The following is a 20,386-nucleotide window of genomic DNA, read 5'->3' on the forward strand; positions in this document are numbered from 1 at the left end:
TAGTTACGAATTTTGATTATGAAAGCATTTTATTCTGATGCAAAGAGCGTTTCCTTCAGTGGGGAGACGGCTTTTTACGTTTACATGTCCCAAAAATCTTGTGATTTTGAGAGGATACGTTGTTATTGTTAGGATTAATTCTCTTTATCTAGTGTAAATCCCCGGATTGGTTCTACTTTTTCAATTAATTTTACCTCTGTTTTATTTACTTTCATTTGGAATTCCCCACGACCTGGTACAGATATAATTAGTTGATGCCCTCCCTGTGGATTATTTGTAGCAATAACTACATTTGAGTTGCTTGCAGTTAATACTCCGAAAGCGTGTCCTTTGTATTTAGCGAATAATGTAACATTGTATGCAGCATCTAAATCTGATTTTTTTACATGTTTGATTAATAGATTGTTATTTAAGGGATGTGGTGTAAATCCATTTTTTAATTCTGAAGTGTCTCTTGAAACAATATTAATCATTTCTCCTAGATACATATTTAAACTCAAAAATCTCCCATCCTTTAATAAGTAAATCATACCAATTTTAAGAGAGGATTGTAAGTTTTTTTCAATCGTATTCAGAAGTCATTTTCATTTATATTTGCTTTGATATGTTTGTGGTAGTTTGGAAGTGTTTAGTTGATTAGAGCTTCATAATATCCAGATTGAGCATCGTAATTATAAATAATCAGATAATAGGTTCCTTGTTCAGCGGTGTAAGTGCTCGTAAGGGTATTTTCATTCATAGTAGTGGGGTAGGATATATATACAGAAGGAGCAGAGGCACGAACAAGAACCCAACTTAACCCAATGATATTTTTGTTTTGTACAGAAATTGAAAGGTCTTTTTTTGAAGGAACATCTAATTTAAATACGTCTTGTGCATCGTTTTGACTTAAGGAACCCTTAAGTGTCGTATTGAAAGGTAGAGTATTTGCACTGGCAATGTCATTATTAGGTTCGGTTTCGTAGAGGATAGATTGGTATGCTTGAAGGGCTTTCCCGGCATTAATTAAACCGCCTGCTACGACTTTATTTGTTAGTGTTGAGAGGGGCGAAGTAGTATGCATCATTTTGTTTTTAATTTCGGTAGGACTAAAAGAAGGGTATGCAGATTGGATTAGCGCTGCTACACCAGACGCATGAGGAGTTGCCATGGAAGTTCCAGAATAAAACCCGTAGGAGTTATTTGGAAGTGTACTTAATATATTTGTTCCTGGTGCTGCCACATCTACAGAAGTTTCCCCATAATTTGAAAAGGAAGATAAAGAACCTTTGTTGGTAATGGAAGCGACAGAGAGAATGTTGGAAAGGTTGTACGCGGCAGGGTACATAGGAGTTTGATCTGCATTGTTTCCATTATTTCCAGCAGCAGCAATAAAGAGAGAGTTGGATTGTTGAATGGCATCGTAGAGGGCTTGACTATATCCGCCGCCTCCCCAAGAGTTGTTGGTGATTGTAACACCTTTATTTTTAGCATACTCAACGGCTCTAATAGCATTTGAAATAGTCCCACCATTGGTACCTAAGAATTTCAGTGACATTACTTTAACTTGTGGTGCGACACCCACAACACCAATAGTATTTTTTGCAGCTGCGATTGTACCAGCAACATGTGTACCATGAGAATCTTCTGTTCCGTCGTACACACTACTATTATTATTTACAAAATCCCAGCCGTAGATGTCATCAATATAACCATTATTGTCATTATCAATGCCATCGCCAGGTATTTCATCTGGATTTTTCCAAATATTATTTTTTAAATCAGGATGATTGATATCAATTCCTGTGTCAATAATACCGATAGTTATATTTGGGTATCCTTCTGTTTTAGTCCAAGCTTCTTCTACATTAATGTCGATATTAGGTGACCCCACGCTTCCTTGGATATTTTGACCAATATTTTTTAATCCCCACAAAGAGTTATAATAACTATCATTAGAACTGGATGCAGGAGATACGATATAATTAGGTTCAGCATATTCAATATTAGGTGATTGGTTTAGTGTTTGTATAAGTTCTTTCATGTTAACGTCTGTATGAAATTTGATTAATTGTATTTGAGTTAATGGAAAAGTATGTTGTACCTCAAATGAAAATTGATTTTGTAGTTGTTTTAAGTTTTCGGGAGTATCAAATTTTTTGAATTTGACAAGAACTTCGTTTGGCGTAAAGTTAGTATTTTGCTCAAGTGATTGCATGATGGAATCTTTGACAGAGGGTTTAGTAGCAGCTTGAACATGTAGAGAGGGGCCAAATGAAAAAAATGATAATCCCAGTGATAGTGTTATGGCAATAAGTTTTTTAATTGTCATCACTTCCTTTTTGATAGATACTGTAAGTTATGCTTGTACATTTCAAAAGGTTCCAGAATACTACTACATGAAGATGTGTTAGCTTAAGGAATATTTATGCTAGTATGAAACAATAGTCAAAGTAGTATTTGTCCATCAAATTATTCATGATGCTATTGAAATAGGCAAACCAAAAACAACCGCATTTAATACAACCCCATTTCACCCGCTTCTGCACTAGATATTTTGTCATATACACCTGGAATAAGAGAGTTGTCTATTGTACTTGTGGGAGGTGTTTTTGAGCCATCAACCTCTAGCCAATTATAAAATATTCCGCCACCAGTGCATACAGTTGTCTTACGATTTTCGAGAATATGCTTCTCTCTAAAGCTATCGATATAGTTATAGACCATTCTTTTAAATGTGCGTGTAAAGTAGCCAATCGGATTTCTCATCAATGTACCGTTATGCTCGAATTCATGCGTTTTAGAGAACAAGATAGTTGAAGCATTTGCAAGAAGGTTGTGGAAGATATCTGTATCCGCTAGTAAACTACATTTCTTGGCAGCCTTCTTCGCAATGTTTCTCGCATTTTGAAAAGACTCATTAATCATGTTTGAATCGAAAGCATGTCCTAGTTTTCCGCGCATAGATTGTGGTACACGGTAATTGATGAAATCTATATCATGTTGAAAGGATTGTGAAACGTCCCCTTTACGTATATCTTTACTCTTTTGTTTTAAAGAAATAGATTTTGTTTTATTGGTAGGACACTTTGTAGGGCTTTTTGTATCCACCTTGCCGGACAGTTCGTCTACAATGGGTTGAATGATAATCGCATTGGAAGTTTGCAGCATATCTTTTGTGCGTTTCATCGCAACTTGTTTAATCATGCCTAAATGTACAAGTTTCTTCATTAAGCGTTGCACCGTTTTATAAGAAACGTTCATCATGTCAGCAAGTGAATTTTTGCATAGAAAACTAACGCCTACATATTTACAACTGTGGCGCTTTAAAATTTCAAGTAATGTAATGAGTCTAATTTGTACATCGGTACGCTTAATAGACATACGGATCGTGTCTCTGTATGTACGTACAGTTTTATTTAGTTCTTCCACTTTTTTAAACGTAGAAAGATTGTGAAAGGCTTCTTTCGTTGCTATTACATCTATGTGTTTCTTTCTCATATTCTATGTCTCCCTTTTTGGAAACAAAAAAGCAACGTCACCAATCATTTGGTAAACGTTGCTAAAGAAACCCTACATGATGTACAATAATTCAAGAGAGTATGGCAAGTGTTTACCTGGGCATTTCAGGTGGACGGTATATACAGTGTTGACGCACTTTATATACACGCTGTGCTCTTTTGTTATATTTGCTGTTTGTGCCCACAATTCGCCCACATATTTTTCTTTTTATATCGTTTTGTATCAATAAAGAAAAAATGTAGGTGAAACTCGGAGCTTATTATATAAATGTTTTAATTTTTTTATCATCTATTATCTGGTGTGGAATGATAATGCTGCACTATTCGAACCAATCACAAAATATAGCGTAGAAGTAGAGCATCCTGATAATGTGCCAGAAGCACTTAGTAATGCATTTCGAAGTGCGACTTCCACAAATCCGGGAGCTACTTTAGTAAGTCTTCCGCAAGACGTTATGACTGCGGAAACAACTGTAGAGTCTATTGGTGCGCTTTCTAAGCCACAGCTTGGAATCGCTCCCACAAATGATATTACATATGTAGTAGAAAAAATAAAAGCAGCGAAATTACCAGTTATTTTACTCGGTATGAGAGCGAGCACAAATGAAGTGACGAAAGCTGTTCGTAAATTAATTGCGGATACAGAACTTCCTGTCGTTGAAACATATCAAGCAGCTGGTGCGATTTCACGTGAGTTAGAAGATCATTTCTTCGGCCGCGTTGGATTATTCCGTAACCAACCAGGTGATATTTTACTAGAAGAAGCAGACCTTGTGATTTCTATCGGTTATGATCCAATCGAGTATGATCCAAAGTTCTGGAATAAACTTGGCGACAGAACGATTATTCATCTTGACGACCATCAAGCAGATATCGACCATGATTACCAACCAGAGCGTGAATTAATTGGTGATATTGCCTTAACGGTAAATAGCATCGCGGAGAAATTACCGAAACTTGTATTAAGTACGAAATCAGAAGCGGTATTAGAACGATTACGCGCAAAATTATCAGAACAAGCAGAAGTTCCAAATCGTCCTTCAGAAGGTGTTACGCATCCACTTCAAGTGATTCGTACACTTCGTTCTTTAATTAGTGACGATACAACCGTTACATGTGACATCGGTTCCCATTCTATTTGGATGGCGAGATGTTTCCGTTCTTATGAACCACGTAGATTATTATTTAGTAACGGTATGCAAACGCTAGGTGTTGCACTTCCTTGGGCAATCGCAGCTACTTTAGTAGAACCAGGTAAAAAAGTAGTTTCCGTATCAGGTGACGGTGGTTTCTTATTTTCTGCGATGGAGTTAGAAACGGCGGTACGTTTAAATTCTCCAATCGTCCATCTTGTTTGGAGAGACGGCACATATGATATGGTTGCATTCCAACAAATGATGAAATACGGCAGAACATCAGCTACAGAGTTTGGCGATGTTGATCTTGTGAAATATGCGGAAAGTTTCGGGGCGTTAGGTCTTCGTGTTAACACGCCTGATGAATTAGAAGGTGTGTTAAAATCCGCGCTAGCAGCAGATGGTCCTGTCATTATTGATATTCCAATTGACTATCGTGACAACATTAAATTAAGCGAAAAATTATTACCAAACCAATTAAACTAATGGAGGCAGATTTGAGATGACTGTTGCGCAATTAATTGATATTGATGCGAAAAAAACGAAAACGAGTAATGAAGTATATCAAACATCTACAATGCTTGCGCTATTAGATGGTATATATGATGGTGTAATTAGCTTTGAAGATTTGAAAAAACATGGTGATTTCGGCATCGGCACATTTGATCAATTAGATGGTGAAATGATTGCATTTGATAATGAATTTTATCATTTACGTTCAGACGGTTCAGCGGAAAAAGTAGAGCCAGAAGAAACAACGCCATTTGCGACTGTAACGTTTTTTGAAAAAGAAATGAGTTATACGGTAGAGCGTCCGATGAATCGTGAAGAAGTTGAAGCGTTATTACATGAATTAATGCCAAGTAAAAACTTGTTTTACGGTATTCGAATGGACGGTACGTTTCGTGAAGTAAGGACGAGAACTGTTCCAAGACAAGAAAAACCGTATACACCGCTCGTTGAAGTGACGAAATCACAACCAATCTTTTCATTTGAAAATACAGAAGGTACGCTTGCTGGATTTTGGACACCAGATTATGCGCAAGGTATTGGGGTAGCTGGATTCCACTTACATTACATTGATGATGAAAGAAGCGGGGGCGGACATGTTTTCGACTATGTTATAGAAAACTGTACCATCCAAATTTGTCAAAAAGCTCATATGCATTTAGCACTTCCAGAAACAGCTGATTTTATGGCGGCTGAATTATCAAGAGAAAATTTAGAGGATAATATTGCGACTGCGGAAGGTGCGGAGTAAAAAGGGAGAGACTGTTCCATTTTGGAACAGTCTTCTTTTATTCGTAATGTTATTATTTGTCGATAAATCGATATTTCTTGTCGAACCGTTGATATATTGTAAGTTATGATAGATATATTTGAAAAATCGTTGATATATTGTAAGTTACGATAGATATATTTGAAAAATCGTTGATATATTGTAAGTTACGATAGATATATTCGAAAAATCGTTGATATATTGTAAGTTACGATAGATATATTTGAAAAATTGTTGATATCGCTTATTTTTTTGAAACAAACGGATGTCCCTCATAATAAAAACGCCACGGATAGTGTACAGCTTCTTCTGCATAGTCGATATTAATACGAGGTCCTGCTGTTATTTTATATTGTGATGATATGTGTTCTTCTTTTGGAACTAATTCAATATGTAACGTATCACTTTGTAACGATACACCGCGTTCTTTTAAAGTGATGCCAAGTGCACGGCATAGTTTGCCAGGACCGTTCGTTAAATTTTTGTACTGCGCTTTTGTAATTTCGGTCTTATTGTAGCGCGCTAGTTTTATTTCTTCTATTCCATCTACCAGCTCAAGAGCTCGAATGAGAACACCTTGTGGGGTGCCCACTGGCGCTGTAATAACGTTAAAGCAATGATACATACCGTAAATTAAATATACGTAAGCATGCCCTGGTGCACCAAACATAACTTCTGTGCGATCTGTCCGTCTGCCTCCATAACTATGTGCGGCCTTATCATCTGGGCCTTTATATGCTTCTACTTCTATAATGATTCCGCTTCGCTTTATTCCGTCTACAATATGAACAAGTTTTTGCCCGAGTAATTTTTTTGCGACTTCTAACGTATCGCCTTCATAAAAAGAAGGAGGTGCCTGCATTGTACTATCTCCTTTGCTAAGTGTATATGTATATAGTAAACCAAATTTTCAGTAGTAATTCTAACTCGTTCTATTTGCTACATTTATTTCATAAACTATGGATAGAGTACAACAGCGAAGAGGGGGAGTGCGACATGATTTATCGCTTACTAGCTCTTAATATAGATGGGACACTACTATACAACAATGGAAAAATTGCAAAAGGATTAAGAGAAACAATTGAATTTGTGAAAAGAAAAGATGTATACGTTACGTTATTTACGAGTCGTAATTTTCAATCCGCTCATAAAGTAGCAAAGGCGTTAAAATTAGATTCTATATTAGTGACACATGGTGGTGCTTTCGTTTCAGCAACGTTAGATAAGCCGTACGTTCAAAGAAGATTGTCTGAAGAGAAGACTTTTAACATTGTGCAAGTGTTAGAGCACTTTGATTGTAACGTACGTATTTCTCATGAACGGTTTTCGATAGGAAATCGTGAGAGAAATACACCAAACTTAATTGCGCGCACTGTATTATCAAGCGCAGATCCGTTATTTTATCCAGTTCAATTTGTAGATTCGTTAGGTGACGCGCTTCGTGACCATCCGGTAGCGGCGCCAAAAATTGATGTTCTTTTCCAAACTAAAGGTGAAAAAGAACGCGGGCTAAATACATTAAGAAAAGCATTCCAAGATGTAGAGTATGTTGAATGTGATTCAAAACGAATAGAAATTTTACCGCAAAATGTATCAAAGTTACGCGGGTTACAATTGCTTGGAGAGCATTTAAATATTTCGCTAAATGAAATGGTTGCGATTGGAGATAGTATGGAAGATTTAGAGGTTATTGAAAACGTGGGACTTGGGGTAGCGATGGGGAACTCGCCTGTAGAATTAAAGCAAGCAGCCGATTGGATTACACGTTCAAATAGTGAAAACGGTGTAGAGTACATGATTAAAGAGCATTTCCGTAAGCAGTTCCCGCTTCCGTTTTTGAAGAATCATAAAAATACACCGAAACGATGAAAGAAAAACGTAGCTTTTTGGCTACGTTTTTTTGTTGAGCTTACTAAAAGGAATGGAAACGTTTTAACTATGTATGAAACAGATACAATTTACTTGGGTCCCTTAGAAGACTAATGTAAAGTGGGGGATGTTTCCGGAAAATTCACATCACATGAAATGTTCTTTAGATTAATTTTGTCCCGTCTTTATTGGCGATAAGACCCCATCTCAAAATTCGGCACATGTGAGGAAGTTAGGTGGAAGGTTAATGGCTCATAAAAAAACAAGTGAAGGAACAAAAAATCTTAATGTACCAGAAAAAGGACATGATATGAAAATTACGTTCCATTCATCGGTTTTATGCTTCTGTTACTAGGAATACGTTTAAGATTCATGGCTAAAAATAGTTAACGGATGTATAAAAGGCATCAGAGATATATAATCTCTGATGCCTTTTAAGTGAATACAGATAAAATGAAAATATCTATATGGAATGATAAATATGTTAAGCTTCAATTACGCTAAGCATTCTGTTTATAAATGCAGCTGCGTGAGCACGTTGTGATGGTCCTTTTGGTACGAATTGATTCAATTCATTACCTTTTACAATTCCATATCCATACACTCTTTGTACTTCTTCTTTAGCGTAAATTAAGTTTTGGTCTACGAATGGTAGTTCAACTTGTTTTGCAAAAATACCAGCGTGTTTTAGAGAACGATCGATCATAATAACAGCTTCTTCGCGTGTAATTGTAGTATTTGGATCAAATGTATTATCACCACGTCCGCGGATTATGCCTGCGCTTGCTGCACGATTAATACCGTCTCTTAAAGATGGGTGTACTTGTTCTAAGTCTGTGAAATTAGCATTTCCACTTGGTAATTGTAAAGCACGAGTAATTAATGTAGCAAATTCAGCACGCGTTACAAGACGTTCTGGGAAGTACTTGCCGTTTCCTTCTCCTTGCATAATGCCTCTAGCTGCTAATTGACGAATGTCTTGTTCATACCAGCCACCTGTAATGTCATCAGTTACTGGATTTTTTTGATTTTCTTTATAGTATGTTTCAGTTCCTTTTAAGAAAGCATCCCATTGTCCGCGTTGAATCATAAACGCAGGGCAGTTTTTTCCTGACCAAAATTGGTGTTTTTGGACCTTATCTAGAGAAATATTTAAGTCGTTCATTAAATAAGCTGCCAATTTACGGGCATTTTCTACCGCTTTTTCATAGTTTCCATCTTGATTAACGGCAATTTCAATTCCGATAGATTCATAGTTTCCAGTTTTATTTCCAGCATGCCATCCAACTTCATTTACTGGAAGATGTTGATAAATTTCTTTATCATCTACTGTGAAATGCCAAGATGCGGCACGATCAGCTGTTCCGCGTGCTTGATTATCTAAGAATTTTGCATGATTTAGAGCATTAGCACCTTTCGCTGTATTAGCCGTTTCGTGAATCGTAATATATTTAGGCACCATTGGGTAGCCAGGGCGAATATCGTCATTTCCTTTTGGGACAATCATTTCTTTAAATGTAACGCCATAAATATTGTTTGTTTGTAGAGCTTCTGGCGATCTCAATAAACTATTTTTAGCAGTACGACTGTTTTTTAATAATGAAGCTTTTGTACCTTCAAATGTAGCAGAAGGTGCATAAATCCATTTTGCTGTTTCGTTTATTTGGACTTTAAACCAATTTCCAGCTTGTTCAGTAGGAGTAATGACTTGTGGCTCTAGTTTCCCTTCTTCTTTAAACGATTGGAACGGAAGTGCATGTATGGAAGCTTCTTCTTTTACGATTAATTTTTGGTTAGATAGTTTATGAATCTCTTGAACTTCTAAGCTATTATCATTGTTATCTATCCATCCAGCGCCAGTTGGCGTCGTTATGTAGTAAGCATTTCCTTTTTTCTTTGTCGCCGTTACGACTTGTTCTGTAATCTCGATATTCGATTTGTTTTTTAAATCATTCGCGGTATATAATGAATGTTTTTTTGAAGTGTATAGTAGGAATTGGCCAGTAACCTCGATATCTTCTTCATGAGTACTATGCTCATTAACATGCTCCTTAATACTTTTAAAAACTTGATCCTCCGTATATACTTCGGCGGATTTTTCAGCACTCTCTGCAAATGAATAAGTAGGTGCAAGAACAGTTTGTAATGCAAGAGAGAGAGTTAATACACTATAAAATTTCTTTTTCATATTTGTTTTTAACACATTAGATTGTGGAATCTAGTGTTAACAGTCCTCCTTTTTATATTGTATTTTCACTATGTATCGATTTTAACAAGAGAAAATCATGATGTCTATATACATGAGCAATATTCATAAAAAGAATTATTTGAAAAAATGTAAGAGAAACAGGTAAAACCTTCTGTATTGACCTGCAAACGCCCTTCAAGTAAACTAAAGAGAGTTTGCAAATGAAAAGGTGATAATGTTGTTAATTTCAATTAAAACGTTACAAGATGATCGTTTTTTACGTCCGCTACAAAATATTGGCGGCTTATTTTTTGAAGAGAGTACGATTGGATTTGAACAAGAGGAAGCAAATCTTATCGTTGATATACACATTGAAGAGAATGTGAAAGCATCTGCTCGTTTAACAGATGTTGCGACTGGAAATGTGTATGAAGAAACATTCGCAAAAGATTTATCTGCTTTCACAGATGAAAAAGAGCGTATGAAGCAAGTGAAACACGTTGTTTCTTATGTATATCTTTCTGTTCTTCAACAGTTAACTGGTATTGAACAAAGCTGGGGTATTTTAACGGGAGTACGTCCGACGAAACTTCTTCACAAAATGCTTCAAAATGGTATGTCAAAAGAAGAAGCGCATCAAGAACTTCGTGAAAGTTATTTAATTCATGAAGAGAAAATTGAACTTCTTCAGCGCATTGTTGATTGCCAATTAGCAGTTGTTCCGGATTTATACCGTTTGAAAGAAGAAGTAAGTATTTATATCGGTATTCCGTTCTGCCCAACGAAATGTGCATATTGTACATTCCCGGCTTATGCAATTAATGGACGCCAAGGATCTGTTGATTCGTTCTTAGGTGGTTTACATTATGAAGTTCGTGAAATTGGTAAGTTTTTAAAAGAAAAAGGTGTAAAAGTTACGACGATTTATTACGGCGGCGGTACACCTACAAGTATTACAGCAGAAGAGATGGATATGCTGTATGAAGAAATGTATGAAGCGTTCCCAGATGTGAAAAATGTGCGTGAAGTAACAGTTGAGGCAGGTCGCCCAGATACAATTACGCCAGCAAAGCTAGAAGTGTTAAATAAATGGAATATTGACCGTATTAGTATTAATCCGCAGTCATACCATCAAGAGACACTAAAAGCAATTGGACGTCATCATACTGTAGAAGAAACAATTGAGAAATACCATTTAGCTCGTGAAATGGGAATGAACAATATTAATATGGACTTAATTATTGGTCTTCCTGGTGAAGGGTTAGATATCTTCAAGCATACGTTAGATGAAACAGAAAAGTTAATGCCAGAATCATTAACAGTTCATACGTTATCATTTAAACGTGCTTCTGAAATGACGCAAAACAAACGTAAATATAAAGTAGCAGGTCGCGAAGAAATTACAGCGATGATGCATGAAGCAGAAGAGTGGACGCAAAAGCATAATTACGTACCATATTACCTATATCGTCAAAAGAATATTTTAGGTAACTTAGAGAACGTTGGTTATGCAATGCCGACGCAAGAAAGTATTTACAACATTGTCATTATGGAAGAAGTACAATCAATTATCGGACTTGGTTGTGGTGCATCAAGTAAATTTGTTCACCCGAAGACGGGAGCAATTACGCACTTTGCGAATCCGAAAGATCCAAAATCATATAATGATGGCTTTGTGAAATATACAGAAGATAAACTGAAAATTTTAGAAGAGCTATTTGCATAAGAAGAAAGAGGTTGTTCCGAGTCGGAACAACCTCTTTTTTATCCTGCAGTAACGGGCGGTCCGATTATATCTTATCAGTTTTTGTCGGTAAGTCGATATATTCGAAAAATCGCTGATATAAATTGAGTTGTGGTTGATATATTTTGAAAATCGCTGATATATTTCAAGTTACGGCCGATATATCCGGAAAATCGCCGATACATTTACCATCTAGCGGCACCGTATGTAAAACTATGTCGATAATAATCAGAAAAATTAGTCAAATCATTAAAGGACAATGTCTACTTATGGACGAAATGATAGATTTATGAAAGAGAAAAGGGGGAAATTGTTGGCATGTATATGACGATAGGGAGAATTTTTGATTTATCAGTTGGTAAGTATCCAAATAAAGAGGCGTTAGTGGAACCTGAAAAAAATATTCGCTGGACGTATAAACAGTGGGATGAACAAATAAATAAAACAGCGCACGCTCTATTAGAAGAAGGGGTAAGAAAGGGAGATACGGTATCTGTTTACTTATATAATTGCCATGAATTTGTAAACGTTTACTTAGCCTGTGCGAAAATTGGAGCGATCTTTAACCCGATTAATTTCCGCTTAAAAGCAAAAGAAGTATCTTATATTCTTCAGGACGCATCCTCGAAAGTCGTTGTCTTTGAAAAAGCAGTTGAGTCAACTGTTGCTATAATTGAAAGAGATTTTCCAAATACATCTTTTTGGTCTATAGAAAACGATAAACCTTCCTATGCAAGTTCCTACCATGAAAAAGTGAATGAAGCATCTTCTGAGAAAGTAAATATCGAAATTGATGAAATGGATTATTGTTCTATGCTGTATACGAGCGGTACGACAGGTCATCCGAAAGGCGTGTTACATCGCCATCGTGAAATGGCTGAGCATAGTATGATTTGTACGTATTTCCTAAAATATAATAGAGATAGCGTTGGGCTTGTTGTTGCACCTTTATATCACTGTGGTGAATTAAATGCCGGAATCATACCACGCATTCAAGTTGGCGGAAAGAATGTTATTTTGCATCATTTTGATACAGAAACAGTATTACATACGATTCAAGAAGAAAAGATTACGACGTTCTTTGCAGCGCCGACGATGTGGAATATGTTGTTGCAAAAAGATTTAGCTCAGTATGATTTAACGTCAATGAAAATCGGTATATATGGCGGGGCAGCAATGGCACCGGCGTTAGTGAAGGAATGTAAAGAACGTCTTTATATTGATCTTGTTCAAATATACGGAATGACAGAAATGGGGCCAGTTGTTGCATTTCTCGTAGAGGAGGATCAAATTACGAAAGCTGGTTCAGCAGGCACGCCATGTTTTAGCCATGAAGTTCGTATTGTGAAACCGAACGAGGATGCACCGGCAGAACCAGATGATGTATTACCTCCTTATGAAGTGGGAGAAATTATTTTACGCGGCCCAACTATGATGGCTGGCTATCATAATCGTGAAGAAGCGAATAAAAAATCGATGTATAAAGGATGGTATCATTCTGGTGATCTAGGCTATTTTGATAAAGACGGTTATTTATTCGTTGCTGATCGCGTTGATGATATGGTAATTAGCGGTGGCGTAAATATTTATCCTCGTGAAATTGAAGATTTCCTTCATAGTCATCCAGGTATATTAGATGTGGCGGTACTTGGTGAGCCAGATGAATTATGGGGAGAGCGTGTTGTGGCAGTTATTGTGAAGAAAGATGAAACAATAACAGAAGCTGATTTAGAAACGTATTGCAAAGAAAGTGATGAACTAGCAGATTATAAACGTCCGCGTTATTATTTATTTGTAGATGAACTCCCTCGTAATGCGAGCGGGAAGTTGCAGAAGTTTGTACTGAGGGAGTCGTTGAAAGGTGCGAAAAAATAGAAAATGCAGGATGCCCCATATCTATGGGGTATCCTGCATTTTTCTGTATTAAACAGAAGAAACAATATCTTTGTTAATTCTCATTTTTTCTTGGTGAAGGTTAATTAGCGCATTTGAAATAAGGTGGAAACACAAAGTGGATGTAATACAAAAAGAAAAGACACCCTAAGGTGCCTTTCTCCGACTTGAACCATTTCATTTCATACGAATCGGAATCTATCCGTATTACCATTACCCCTTTGTTATGAGTGTAAACACACACTATAAAGCAGAATCGTCTATATACACTAGATTGTTAGTTCACAAAAGACAAGAGATTTGAGATCAATATCGAAGTGACGCCACATCCCCTATAATAATTGATATGTTACGCCTTTTAAAAGAATCTGCTTTATAGAACGTGCCCACAAGTTATATTTTACTACATGTAATATTCATTTAGTGTATTTTTTGATGAATATGTATAATTACATAAACTGTATGAAAAAAGAGAGTATACTCTGATGTTGTGTAATAAAGATAAAGCCCGCCTATGGAATAGGGGGCTTTTCTTACTTTTTATAAATATTTATTCCAATTATATTATCAGATGAGTCTAAACGAATATAAACGTCAGCTGATAAAAGGTGTGCATTATATATTCGTTGTTTATATGTTGATATCTCGAAGCGTTTTCCATTTAATTCACATTCTAGAATAATCATATCGCCATGTTCTTTCCAATTTATTAATTTAGCAGTTGTATTCATATAAACCTCCTCTGAATCATTTTATGAAAATTAATAGAGATAGTGTGAGAAAGGAGTTTATATAACAAAAAAAGACACCTTAAGTGTCTTCTTTGATTACTATAAAAGTCTTTGAATGAAATAGGTTTCTATTTTTATTTGCGTGAAAAGCCTTCTTCATCAAGGTATTCCGCAGCTTCTGGATAAGAGTTGAATGTACCGTCTAAGTTTACACCAGCGTACACGTTCCACATGTCATCCTCTGAAATAAGAGTAAGAATATGACCATCTTCGTTCTGCCATTCTTCTTCTTTCGCAGGTTCTACAGGTGCTACTACTTCTTCTTGTGATAGAAGGTCAATTGATTTCTCAATTACTGAACGTAACTCCTCTGCTGAAAACTCACGGATGTTAACCATGCCTTTATCATCTGTTTTATAACCTTTAATACCGCTTGCATATACAAATCCATTTCCATTTGGGTGTAAATGAAATACAACGTTCTTTTTATCTAAACGACTTTCTTCAAAGTGGAAGTTTACACGTTTTAATGATACGTTCTTTCTTTCTAGTTCTGGGAAAGATTCAATAATCGATAATTTTTCTTCAAAAGTTAGCATAGTGCCTCCAAGTATATAGTAAAAGATTTAATTTGTTCATTATAGCATAGTTGCAATTGTTTCCAAAGATAAGGGGGAAACTTTTCGTTGAATACGTTTACGTCACGAGAATGTAAAAAGTGAGCTAACGAATGTATCTTTTTAGGTGTACAATGGAACATGGACTTTATACAAAGGTGGTTTTTTTATGTTTCAAAAAATAGCAAAGGAATGTTTAGCAGGATTTACTGTTGCGATTGTTGCGTTACCACTTGCGATTGCATTTGGTATTGCCGCGACAGGAACGTCTGAGGGAGCGTTTGTTGGATTGTATGGTGCGATTTTAGCAGGTTTATTCGCAGCGTTATTTGGCGGGACACCTGGGCAAGTAACAGGACCAACGGGACCAATTACCGTTATTGCAACAGGAGTTATTGCGACGCACGGGTTAGAGGCAAGTTTTATTGCCTTTATGATGGCAGGGTTATTTCAAATTTTATTCGGTGTATGTAAGCTCGGTTCTTACGTTCGATATATTCCGTATCCTGTCGTTTCGGGATTTATGAATGGTATTGCATTAATCATTATTTTAGGCGAAATAAAGCACGTACAAAATAGTTTTTTACTTGTTGTGTTAACGATTATTGTAATGATTGTTTCTGGTAAATGGATTAAGGCGATTCCGTCTAGTTTAGTAGCACTAGTCGGTGTGACAGCTTTGCTACCTTTATTTTCTTCCTTACTCGAAGGACTTACAGTAAAGTTACCGATTATCGGAAATCTTTCACTAAATAAAGTAATTGAAAAGATTGGAACCATTCCAGAAGCGATGCCTACGCTTCATATTCCATCTTTAAGTGGAACAGGAATAGCACTTATTTTGCCAGCGCTTAGTATTGCTTTATTAGGATCGATTGACTCGTTGTTAACATCGGTCGTAATGGATAATGTGACAGGTACACGTCATAAAAGTAATAAAGAACTGGTCGGACAAGGTATCGGTAATATGATGAGCGGATTGTTTGGCGGATTAGCAGGTGCAGGTGCGACTGTAAGGTCTATCGTAAATATAAGAAGTGGCGGTAAAACGGCACTTTCGGCATGTATGCATAGTGTTATCTTATTTGTTTTTATTATGGGTCTTGGTTCGGTCGTACAATATATTCCACTTGCCGTATTATCAGGTATTTTAATTTTAACTGGTATTGGAATGTTCGATTGGGAAAGCATGAAAAAGATGCATGTCGCTCCTAAAGGTGATGTCGTTGTTATGCTCGTAACGATGATTGTAACGGTGAAGTTCGATTTAATGATTGCTGTTGCATTCGGTATTATTCTTTCGTTCATCATATATATGGTGAAATGTAAAGAACGCAAAACTTCTATCGTAAAAGAAAAAGAAGAAACGTACACAATTCAAGGACCGCTCTCTTTTCTATCAGTAGATCGTATTTTCTCTACTTTACAAGATGTGAAGTCACCGGTTATTTTACGTATGAAAGATGTGCGTTATATGGATGTATCAGGAGCTATGGCCTTATTAAATTTTGTTGAGCAATTAAATAAAGTAGGAGCAAGTGTAAAGCTTGAGCAAGTACATCCGAGTATTGAAAAAACAATCGCAGTAATGGCAAGCGATGAACAGAAAGAGCAATTGAAAATCTTAAGTGTTTAGATGGTAATTAGAATATCTCACAATCTTACATAAATTATAATGTAGAGTTGTGGGATATTTTTATAATGTTTTTAGTAACATGTATCGCAGTGATAGGGAGGAAGGGCTCTTTTGAGTAACAGAAAAGGTTATAGTGTGTACGTATATAATGGAAGGAATTAGAAAAAATATTGTGAAGAGACAGGCTTAAATGGGTTCTCTTTTCTATTTTGAAAAAAAAACCAAGTATTCAACCTATAATAAATTTGTTATGATAACCAATGGGATAAAGTGAATTCCTATCGTTTAAAACAATATGTTTGAGAGTATATGTATAAAAGAAAAGAGAAAAAATATGAATAAAACATTTGTAAAAGGAGCAGCAATTTTAACCATTACAACTTTTTTGTCGAAATTGCTGGGTAGTTTTTTTCAAATTCCATTACAAAATATTGCAGGAGATGAAGTGCTCGGTATTTTCCGCCTTGTTTTTCCTGTATATATGATTGCTCTTACATTATCGGTAGCCGGAGTTCCACTTGCAATTTCGAAACTAATTGCAGAGTTGAACGAAAAAAATAAGCAAAAGGAAATTGCAAAATTATTTAAATCAGCGTCAATTATTGGGATAGCATTTGGCGTTTTCGGCTGTTTAGTCATTGTATTATTTTCTATTGAAATTGCAAATATGCTTGGTGGACAAGAAACTAGAATGCCGTTGCTTATTACTTCATTAGCGTTACTCATTGCGCCATACATGGCGGTGTATAGAGGGTATTTTCAAGGTTTCGGTGATATGAAACCAACAGGGGTATCACAGGTCATTGAGCAATTTGTACGTGTGTTTTTTATGTTAATAATTGCTTACATACTAGTATCATGGGATAAGAGTAATACTGTTATTACTAGTGGTGCGATGGTTGGCTCTTTTCTTGGAGTCATTAGTTCGCTTATATATTTGCGTATAAAATATAATAGAAGTCCATACTACAATAAAAGCAATTCCTATTCGCTCCGAGATTTAAGAGAAAACGGCAAAAAGATATTGCGGGTATCGATCCCAATCGCTATTGGAGCTTTATCAATGCCACTTTTAAATTTAGTAGACTCGCTTACAATACCGCATGTATTACAAGGATCATCAACAGAAATTCAAGAACAATTTGGAATATACAGTCGCGGTTTTGCATTCACGCAAATAATTGTTATTTTTGCAAGCGCAATTGTATTTCCGTTAATACCACTCTTAACTTCCGCATTGGCCAAAAGAGATATAAATTTGGCGAAAATAACAATTCAAAATACAAATCGACTAGCGCATGTTTTGACAGCACCGTTAACAATATGGTTGATGGCATTAACAGTACCGTTAAATGTCGGATTGTTCACAGATGTAAAAGGCAGTAGTATGTTAACAGTTATGATTGGCAGTTCGTATTTTACTGCGGTTATGGTATTATCAATAGGTGTTTTACAGGGCATTAACCGTTCTGCACAAGCTGCATGGATTGTTATTGCTGCGAGTTGTGTGAAAGTCGTGTTAAACATAATGTTCGTGCAGAAGTTTGGCATAGATGGAGCGGCGTATAGTACATTCATTACTTATGTATTGGTTTGTATTGTAAATCATTTGTATATTCGAAGCTATATTGCCTATTCTATTCATTTAAAAAGCTTTTTTGGTGTGCTAGCAATAGCATGTATTTTGGGACTAGGATTGTATGAACTATGTAATGTGATAAATATTACATCTTCAAGAATTATGACGTTATTATTCAGTGGTATAGCATTAAGTATTACAACCATTTTGTATGGTGTATGTGCTTTGAAATTAAAATGGATATCAATAAACAAAATACCATTTTTGAAAAGATAAATATAGAAATTTAATTTTTTATTATAATTCATATGAACTGATAAAGAGGAAACTATGTAGGGTATCAAGTGTTTAGGTAAGGAATGGGTACTAGTTTATGTTAGATGAAATAAACGGTTACCTAGTTTTGGAGGAGATTTAGGGTGCGTTTAGTCTTATCAGGATATTATGGTTTTTATAATGTTGGAGACGAGGCGATTCTACAATCAATTATTGAATCGTTAAGTAAAGAGAACCCGGATATAGAACTAGTAGTACTATCAAATGATTCTAAATATACAAAGGAAATGTATGGTGTAGAATCGGTAGATCGCTGGGATATAAAAGCTGTTTATCATGCAATCAAAAACAGTGATGGAGTTATTAGCGGTGGCGGGAGCCTTCTTCAAGATCAGACAAGTACGAAGAGTATTCTATATTATACGGGTATTATGGGACTCGCTCGATTATTAAAAAAGCCGTATTATATTTATTCACAAGGAATAGGTCCAATTACAAAAGGATATAATCGTCTATTAGTAAAATGGAACTTGTCAAAAGCTTCCTATGTATCAGTTCGAGATGAGGATTCGTTTTTATATTTAAAAGAACTTGGCATAAAAAACGATATTGAAATTGTTCCAGACCCTGTTTTAACATGGAAACGGACAAAACAATCGGATTGGTTGCAAAAGCATTCGATACATGGAAAAGTAATCGCGGTTAGTGTGCGTTATTGGAATGCAAAAGAAGATTATATAAAAAAATTAGCTGCGGCATTAAAAAAATTAAAGCAAGAAGGATACCAAATTCTATTTGTTCCAATGCATGAGCCATTTGATCAAAAAGCTTCGCGTGAAGTAGTAGACTTAATGGGAGAAGAGACGTATATGCTTCCATATAAAATGGATATCGATGAGAAAATATTCATTTTATCACAATGTTCATTACTAATTGGTATGCGTCTTCATGCACTAGTTTTTTCTGCTGTAGCCAAAACTCCAATGGTCGGGATTTCATATGATCCGAAAATTGATTCGTTTTTAAGTCAAGTGAATCAGCCAGTTATAGGAAGTGTGGATGGCGAATGGAGTGCTGAATATTTATATGAAATTGCGAAAAAGCAATTAATGCAACAAGGAACTGTGCAGCAAGAGTTACAATTGACAATAGATGAGCTTCGGTTGCAAGGCAAACAGGCAACAAAGAAACTCATTGATCATATGGAAAAAGGCACTTTATTAAAAAAGTAAAGTGTCTTTTATTTTGTTTTGAATGTAATGAAAATTCAAATTAAAAAACGTTTTATTTTAATTCCTATTTATTATGCTAAAATGATTGTGATTATTATATAATCAAATTTGTGATAATAAATTCGTAGATTACGAGGAGGATAACCTTGAAGACTTTTTCAAAAGGTATAACAGCAGTGGCATTAACGGGATCATTACTTTTAACTCCTATTTCAAGTTATGCGGCAAATGATGATATTACAGGACATATGTTTGAGACGAATATGCGCTCACTTATTACTAAAGGAGTTTTAATGGGGTATGGGGACAATGTATATGCGCCTGATAAATTAGTAACAAGAGCAGAGTTTGCTACATTCATAGCGAGGGCTTTAAATTTACCGAAAGCTGATTCGAATTTCGAGGATGTGCCGAAGACTTACGGTTTATATGATGGTGTAAGTAGAGCATATGGAGCGAAAATTATTAATGGTCGTACGAACGAGACGTTCTCACCAAATGATGTGATTACACGTGAAGAAATGTCGATAATGGTAAAGCGAGCGTTAGACTATAAAAATATTAAAGTAGCTGTAAGTCCGCTTACCTTTACTGATAAAGATAGTATGTAACTACTCAGCCACCTTTCGGTGTCTTTTTTAAATTTTACTAGTTTCATATGCCTCCCATTTGTAAATACTGAGTATATCAAACAGGGGAGGTGAAT

General features: G+C 35.8%; 14 protein-coding genes and 3 pseudogenes. 10 read left to right on the top strand and 7 right to left on the bottom strand.

Annotated elements, in window-relative coordinates:
* Positions 1-134: 134 nt before the first annotated feature.
* From AC3WVZ_RS02715 to AC3WVZ_RS02725, 3 genes are all read right to left on the bottom strand, one after another.
* On the bottom strand, positions 135-500 hold the full coding sequence (locus AC3WVZ_RS02715) for a UCP033725 family protein (protein WP_233935981.1): 366 nt from the start codon (positions 498-500) through the stop codon (positions 135-137).
* A 128-nt stretch (positions 501-628) separates the two neighbouring features.
* On the bottom strand, positions 629-2,311 hold the full coding sequence (locus tag AC3WVZ_RS02720) for a S8 family peptidase (protein WP_233935982.1): 1,683 nt from the start codon (positions 2,309-2,311) through the stop codon (positions 629-631).
* 185 nt (positions 2,312-2,496) lie between these two features.
* The gene (locus AC3WVZ_RS02725; RefSeq protein ID WP_233935983.1) at positions 2,497-3,480 is read right to left on the bottom strand and encodes a cytosolic protein; all 984 of its coding nucleotides are present in this window, start codon (positions 3,478-3,480) and stop codon (positions 2,497-2,499) included.
* A 328-nt stretch (positions 3,481-3,808) separates the two neighbouring features.
* Here AC3WVZ_RS02725 and alsS point away from each other — a divergent pair.
* Positions 3,809-5,122, top strand: a pseudogene (gene alsS, locus AC3WVZ_RS02730) (acetolactate synthase AlsS); the annotation flags it as partial.
* A gap of 16 nt (positions 5,123-5,138) precedes the next feature.
* On the top strand, positions 5,139-5,897 hold the full coding sequence (gene alsD / locus AC3WVZ_RS02735; RefSeq protein ID WP_000215024.1) for an alpha-acetolactate decarboxylase: 759 nt from the start codon (positions 5,139-5,141) through the stop codon (positions 5,895-5,897).
* Positions 5,898-6,159: 262 nt separating this feature from the next.
* On the opposite strand, the gene AC3WVZ_RS02740 is transcribed toward alsD, so the two are convergent.
* Entirely contained in the window at positions 6,160-6,777 is a 618-nt protein-coding gene (locus AC3WVZ_RS02740) for a DNA-3-methyladenine glycosylase (protein ID WP_233935984.1), read from the bottom strand.
* A gap of 134 nt (positions 6,778-6,911) precedes the next feature.
* On the opposite strand from AC3WVZ_RS02740, the gene AC3WVZ_RS02745 reads away from it, so the two are divergent.
* Positions 6,912-7,784 (top strand): Cof-type HAD-IIB family hydrolase, encoded by an 873-nt coding sequence (locus tag AC3WVZ_RS02745; RefSeq protein ID WP_000640431.1) that lies wholly within the window; start codon positions 6,912-6,914, stop codon positions 7,782-7,784.
* A gap of 256 nt (positions 7,785-8,040) precedes the next feature.
* Positions 8,041-8,174, top strand: a pseudogene (locus tag AC3WVZ_RS02750) (MSCRAMM family protein); the annotation flags it as partial.
* A 94-nt stretch (positions 8,175-8,268) separates the two neighbouring features.
* Here AC3WVZ_RS02750 and AC3WVZ_RS02755 read toward each other — a convergent pair.
* Positions 8,269-9,972 carry an S-layer homology domain-containing protein gene (locus AC3WVZ_RS02755; protein WP_033666542.1) on the bottom strand — a complete coding sequence of 568 codons (1,704 nt, stop codon included), beginning with the start codon at positions 9,970-9,972 and terminating at the stop codon, positions 8,269-8,271.
* 235 nt (positions 9,973-10,207) lie between these two features.
* Here AC3WVZ_RS02755 and AC3WVZ_RS02760 point away from each other — a divergent pair, with 235 nt between their 5' ends.
* Together AC3WVZ_RS02760 and AC3WVZ_RS02765 are read left to right on the top strand one after the other, a co-directional pair.
* On the top strand, positions 10,208-11,698 hold the full coding sequence (locus tag AC3WVZ_RS02760; RefSeq protein WP_002025370.1) for a coproporphyrinogen III oxidase: 1,491 nt from the start codon (positions 10,208-10,210) through the stop codon (positions 11,696-11,698).
* A gap of 336 nt (positions 11,699-12,034) precedes the next feature.
* Positions 12,035-13,591, top strand: coding sequence for a fatty acid--CoA ligase (locus tag AC3WVZ_RS02765; protein WP_233935985.1), 1,557 nt, complete (start codon positions 12,035-12,037; stop codon positions 13,589-13,591).
* 551 nt (positions 13,592-14,142) lie between these two features.
* Here the strand turns inward: AC3WVZ_RS02765 and AC3WVZ_RS02770 are convergent.
* Both AC3WVZ_RS02770 and AC3WVZ_RS02775 read right to left on the bottom strand, forming a co-directional pair.
* Positions 14,143-14,340: a hypothetical protein gene (locus tag AC3WVZ_RS02770; protein ID WP_001098258.1), complete on the bottom strand. Its 198-nt coding sequence runs from the start codon at positions 14,338-14,340 to the stop codon at positions 14,143-14,145.
* 134 nt (positions 14,341-14,474) lie between these two features.
* Positions 14,475-14,939 carry a hypothetical protein gene (locus tag AC3WVZ_RS02775; protein WP_000954998.1) on the bottom strand — a complete coding sequence of 155 codons (465 nt, stop codon included), beginning with the start codon at positions 14,937-14,939 and terminating at the stop codon, positions 14,475-14,477.
* 187 nt (positions 14,940-15,126) lie between these two features.
* On the opposite strand from AC3WVZ_RS02775, the gene AC3WVZ_RS02780 reads away from it, so the two are divergent.
* The 4 genes and pseudogenes from AC3WVZ_RS02780 to AC3WVZ_RS02795 all read left to right on the top strand — a co-directional run.
* Positions 15,127-16,593, top strand: a complete 1,467-nt coding sequence (locus AC3WVZ_RS02780) for a SulP family inorganic anion transporter (protein WP_233935986.1) — start codon at positions 15,127-15,129, stop codon at positions 16,591-16,593.
* 334 nt (positions 16,594-16,927) lie between these two features.
* On the top strand, positions 16,928-18,448 hold the full coding sequence (locus AC3WVZ_RS02785; protein WP_001043996.1) for a putative polysaccharide biosynthesis protein: 1,521 nt from the start codon (positions 16,928-16,930) through the stop codon (positions 18,446-18,448).
* Between the two features lie 143 nt (positions 18,449-18,591).
* Positions 18,592-19,680 carry a polysaccharide pyruvyl transferase CsaB gene (gene csaB, locus AC3WVZ_RS02790; protein WP_001241591.1) on the top strand — a complete coding sequence of 363 codons (1,089 nt, stop codon included), beginning with the start codon at positions 18,592-18,594 and terminating at the stop codon, positions 19,678-19,680.
* A gap of 146 nt (positions 19,681-19,826) precedes the next feature.
* Positions 19,827-20,288, top strand: a pseudogene (locus tag AC3WVZ_RS02795) (S-layer homology domain-containing protein); the annotation flags it as partial.
* Positions 20,289-20,386 lie beyond the last annotated feature (98 nt).

It is taken from the genome of Bacillus sp. CPT56D-587-MTF (genome assembly GCF_058792335.1).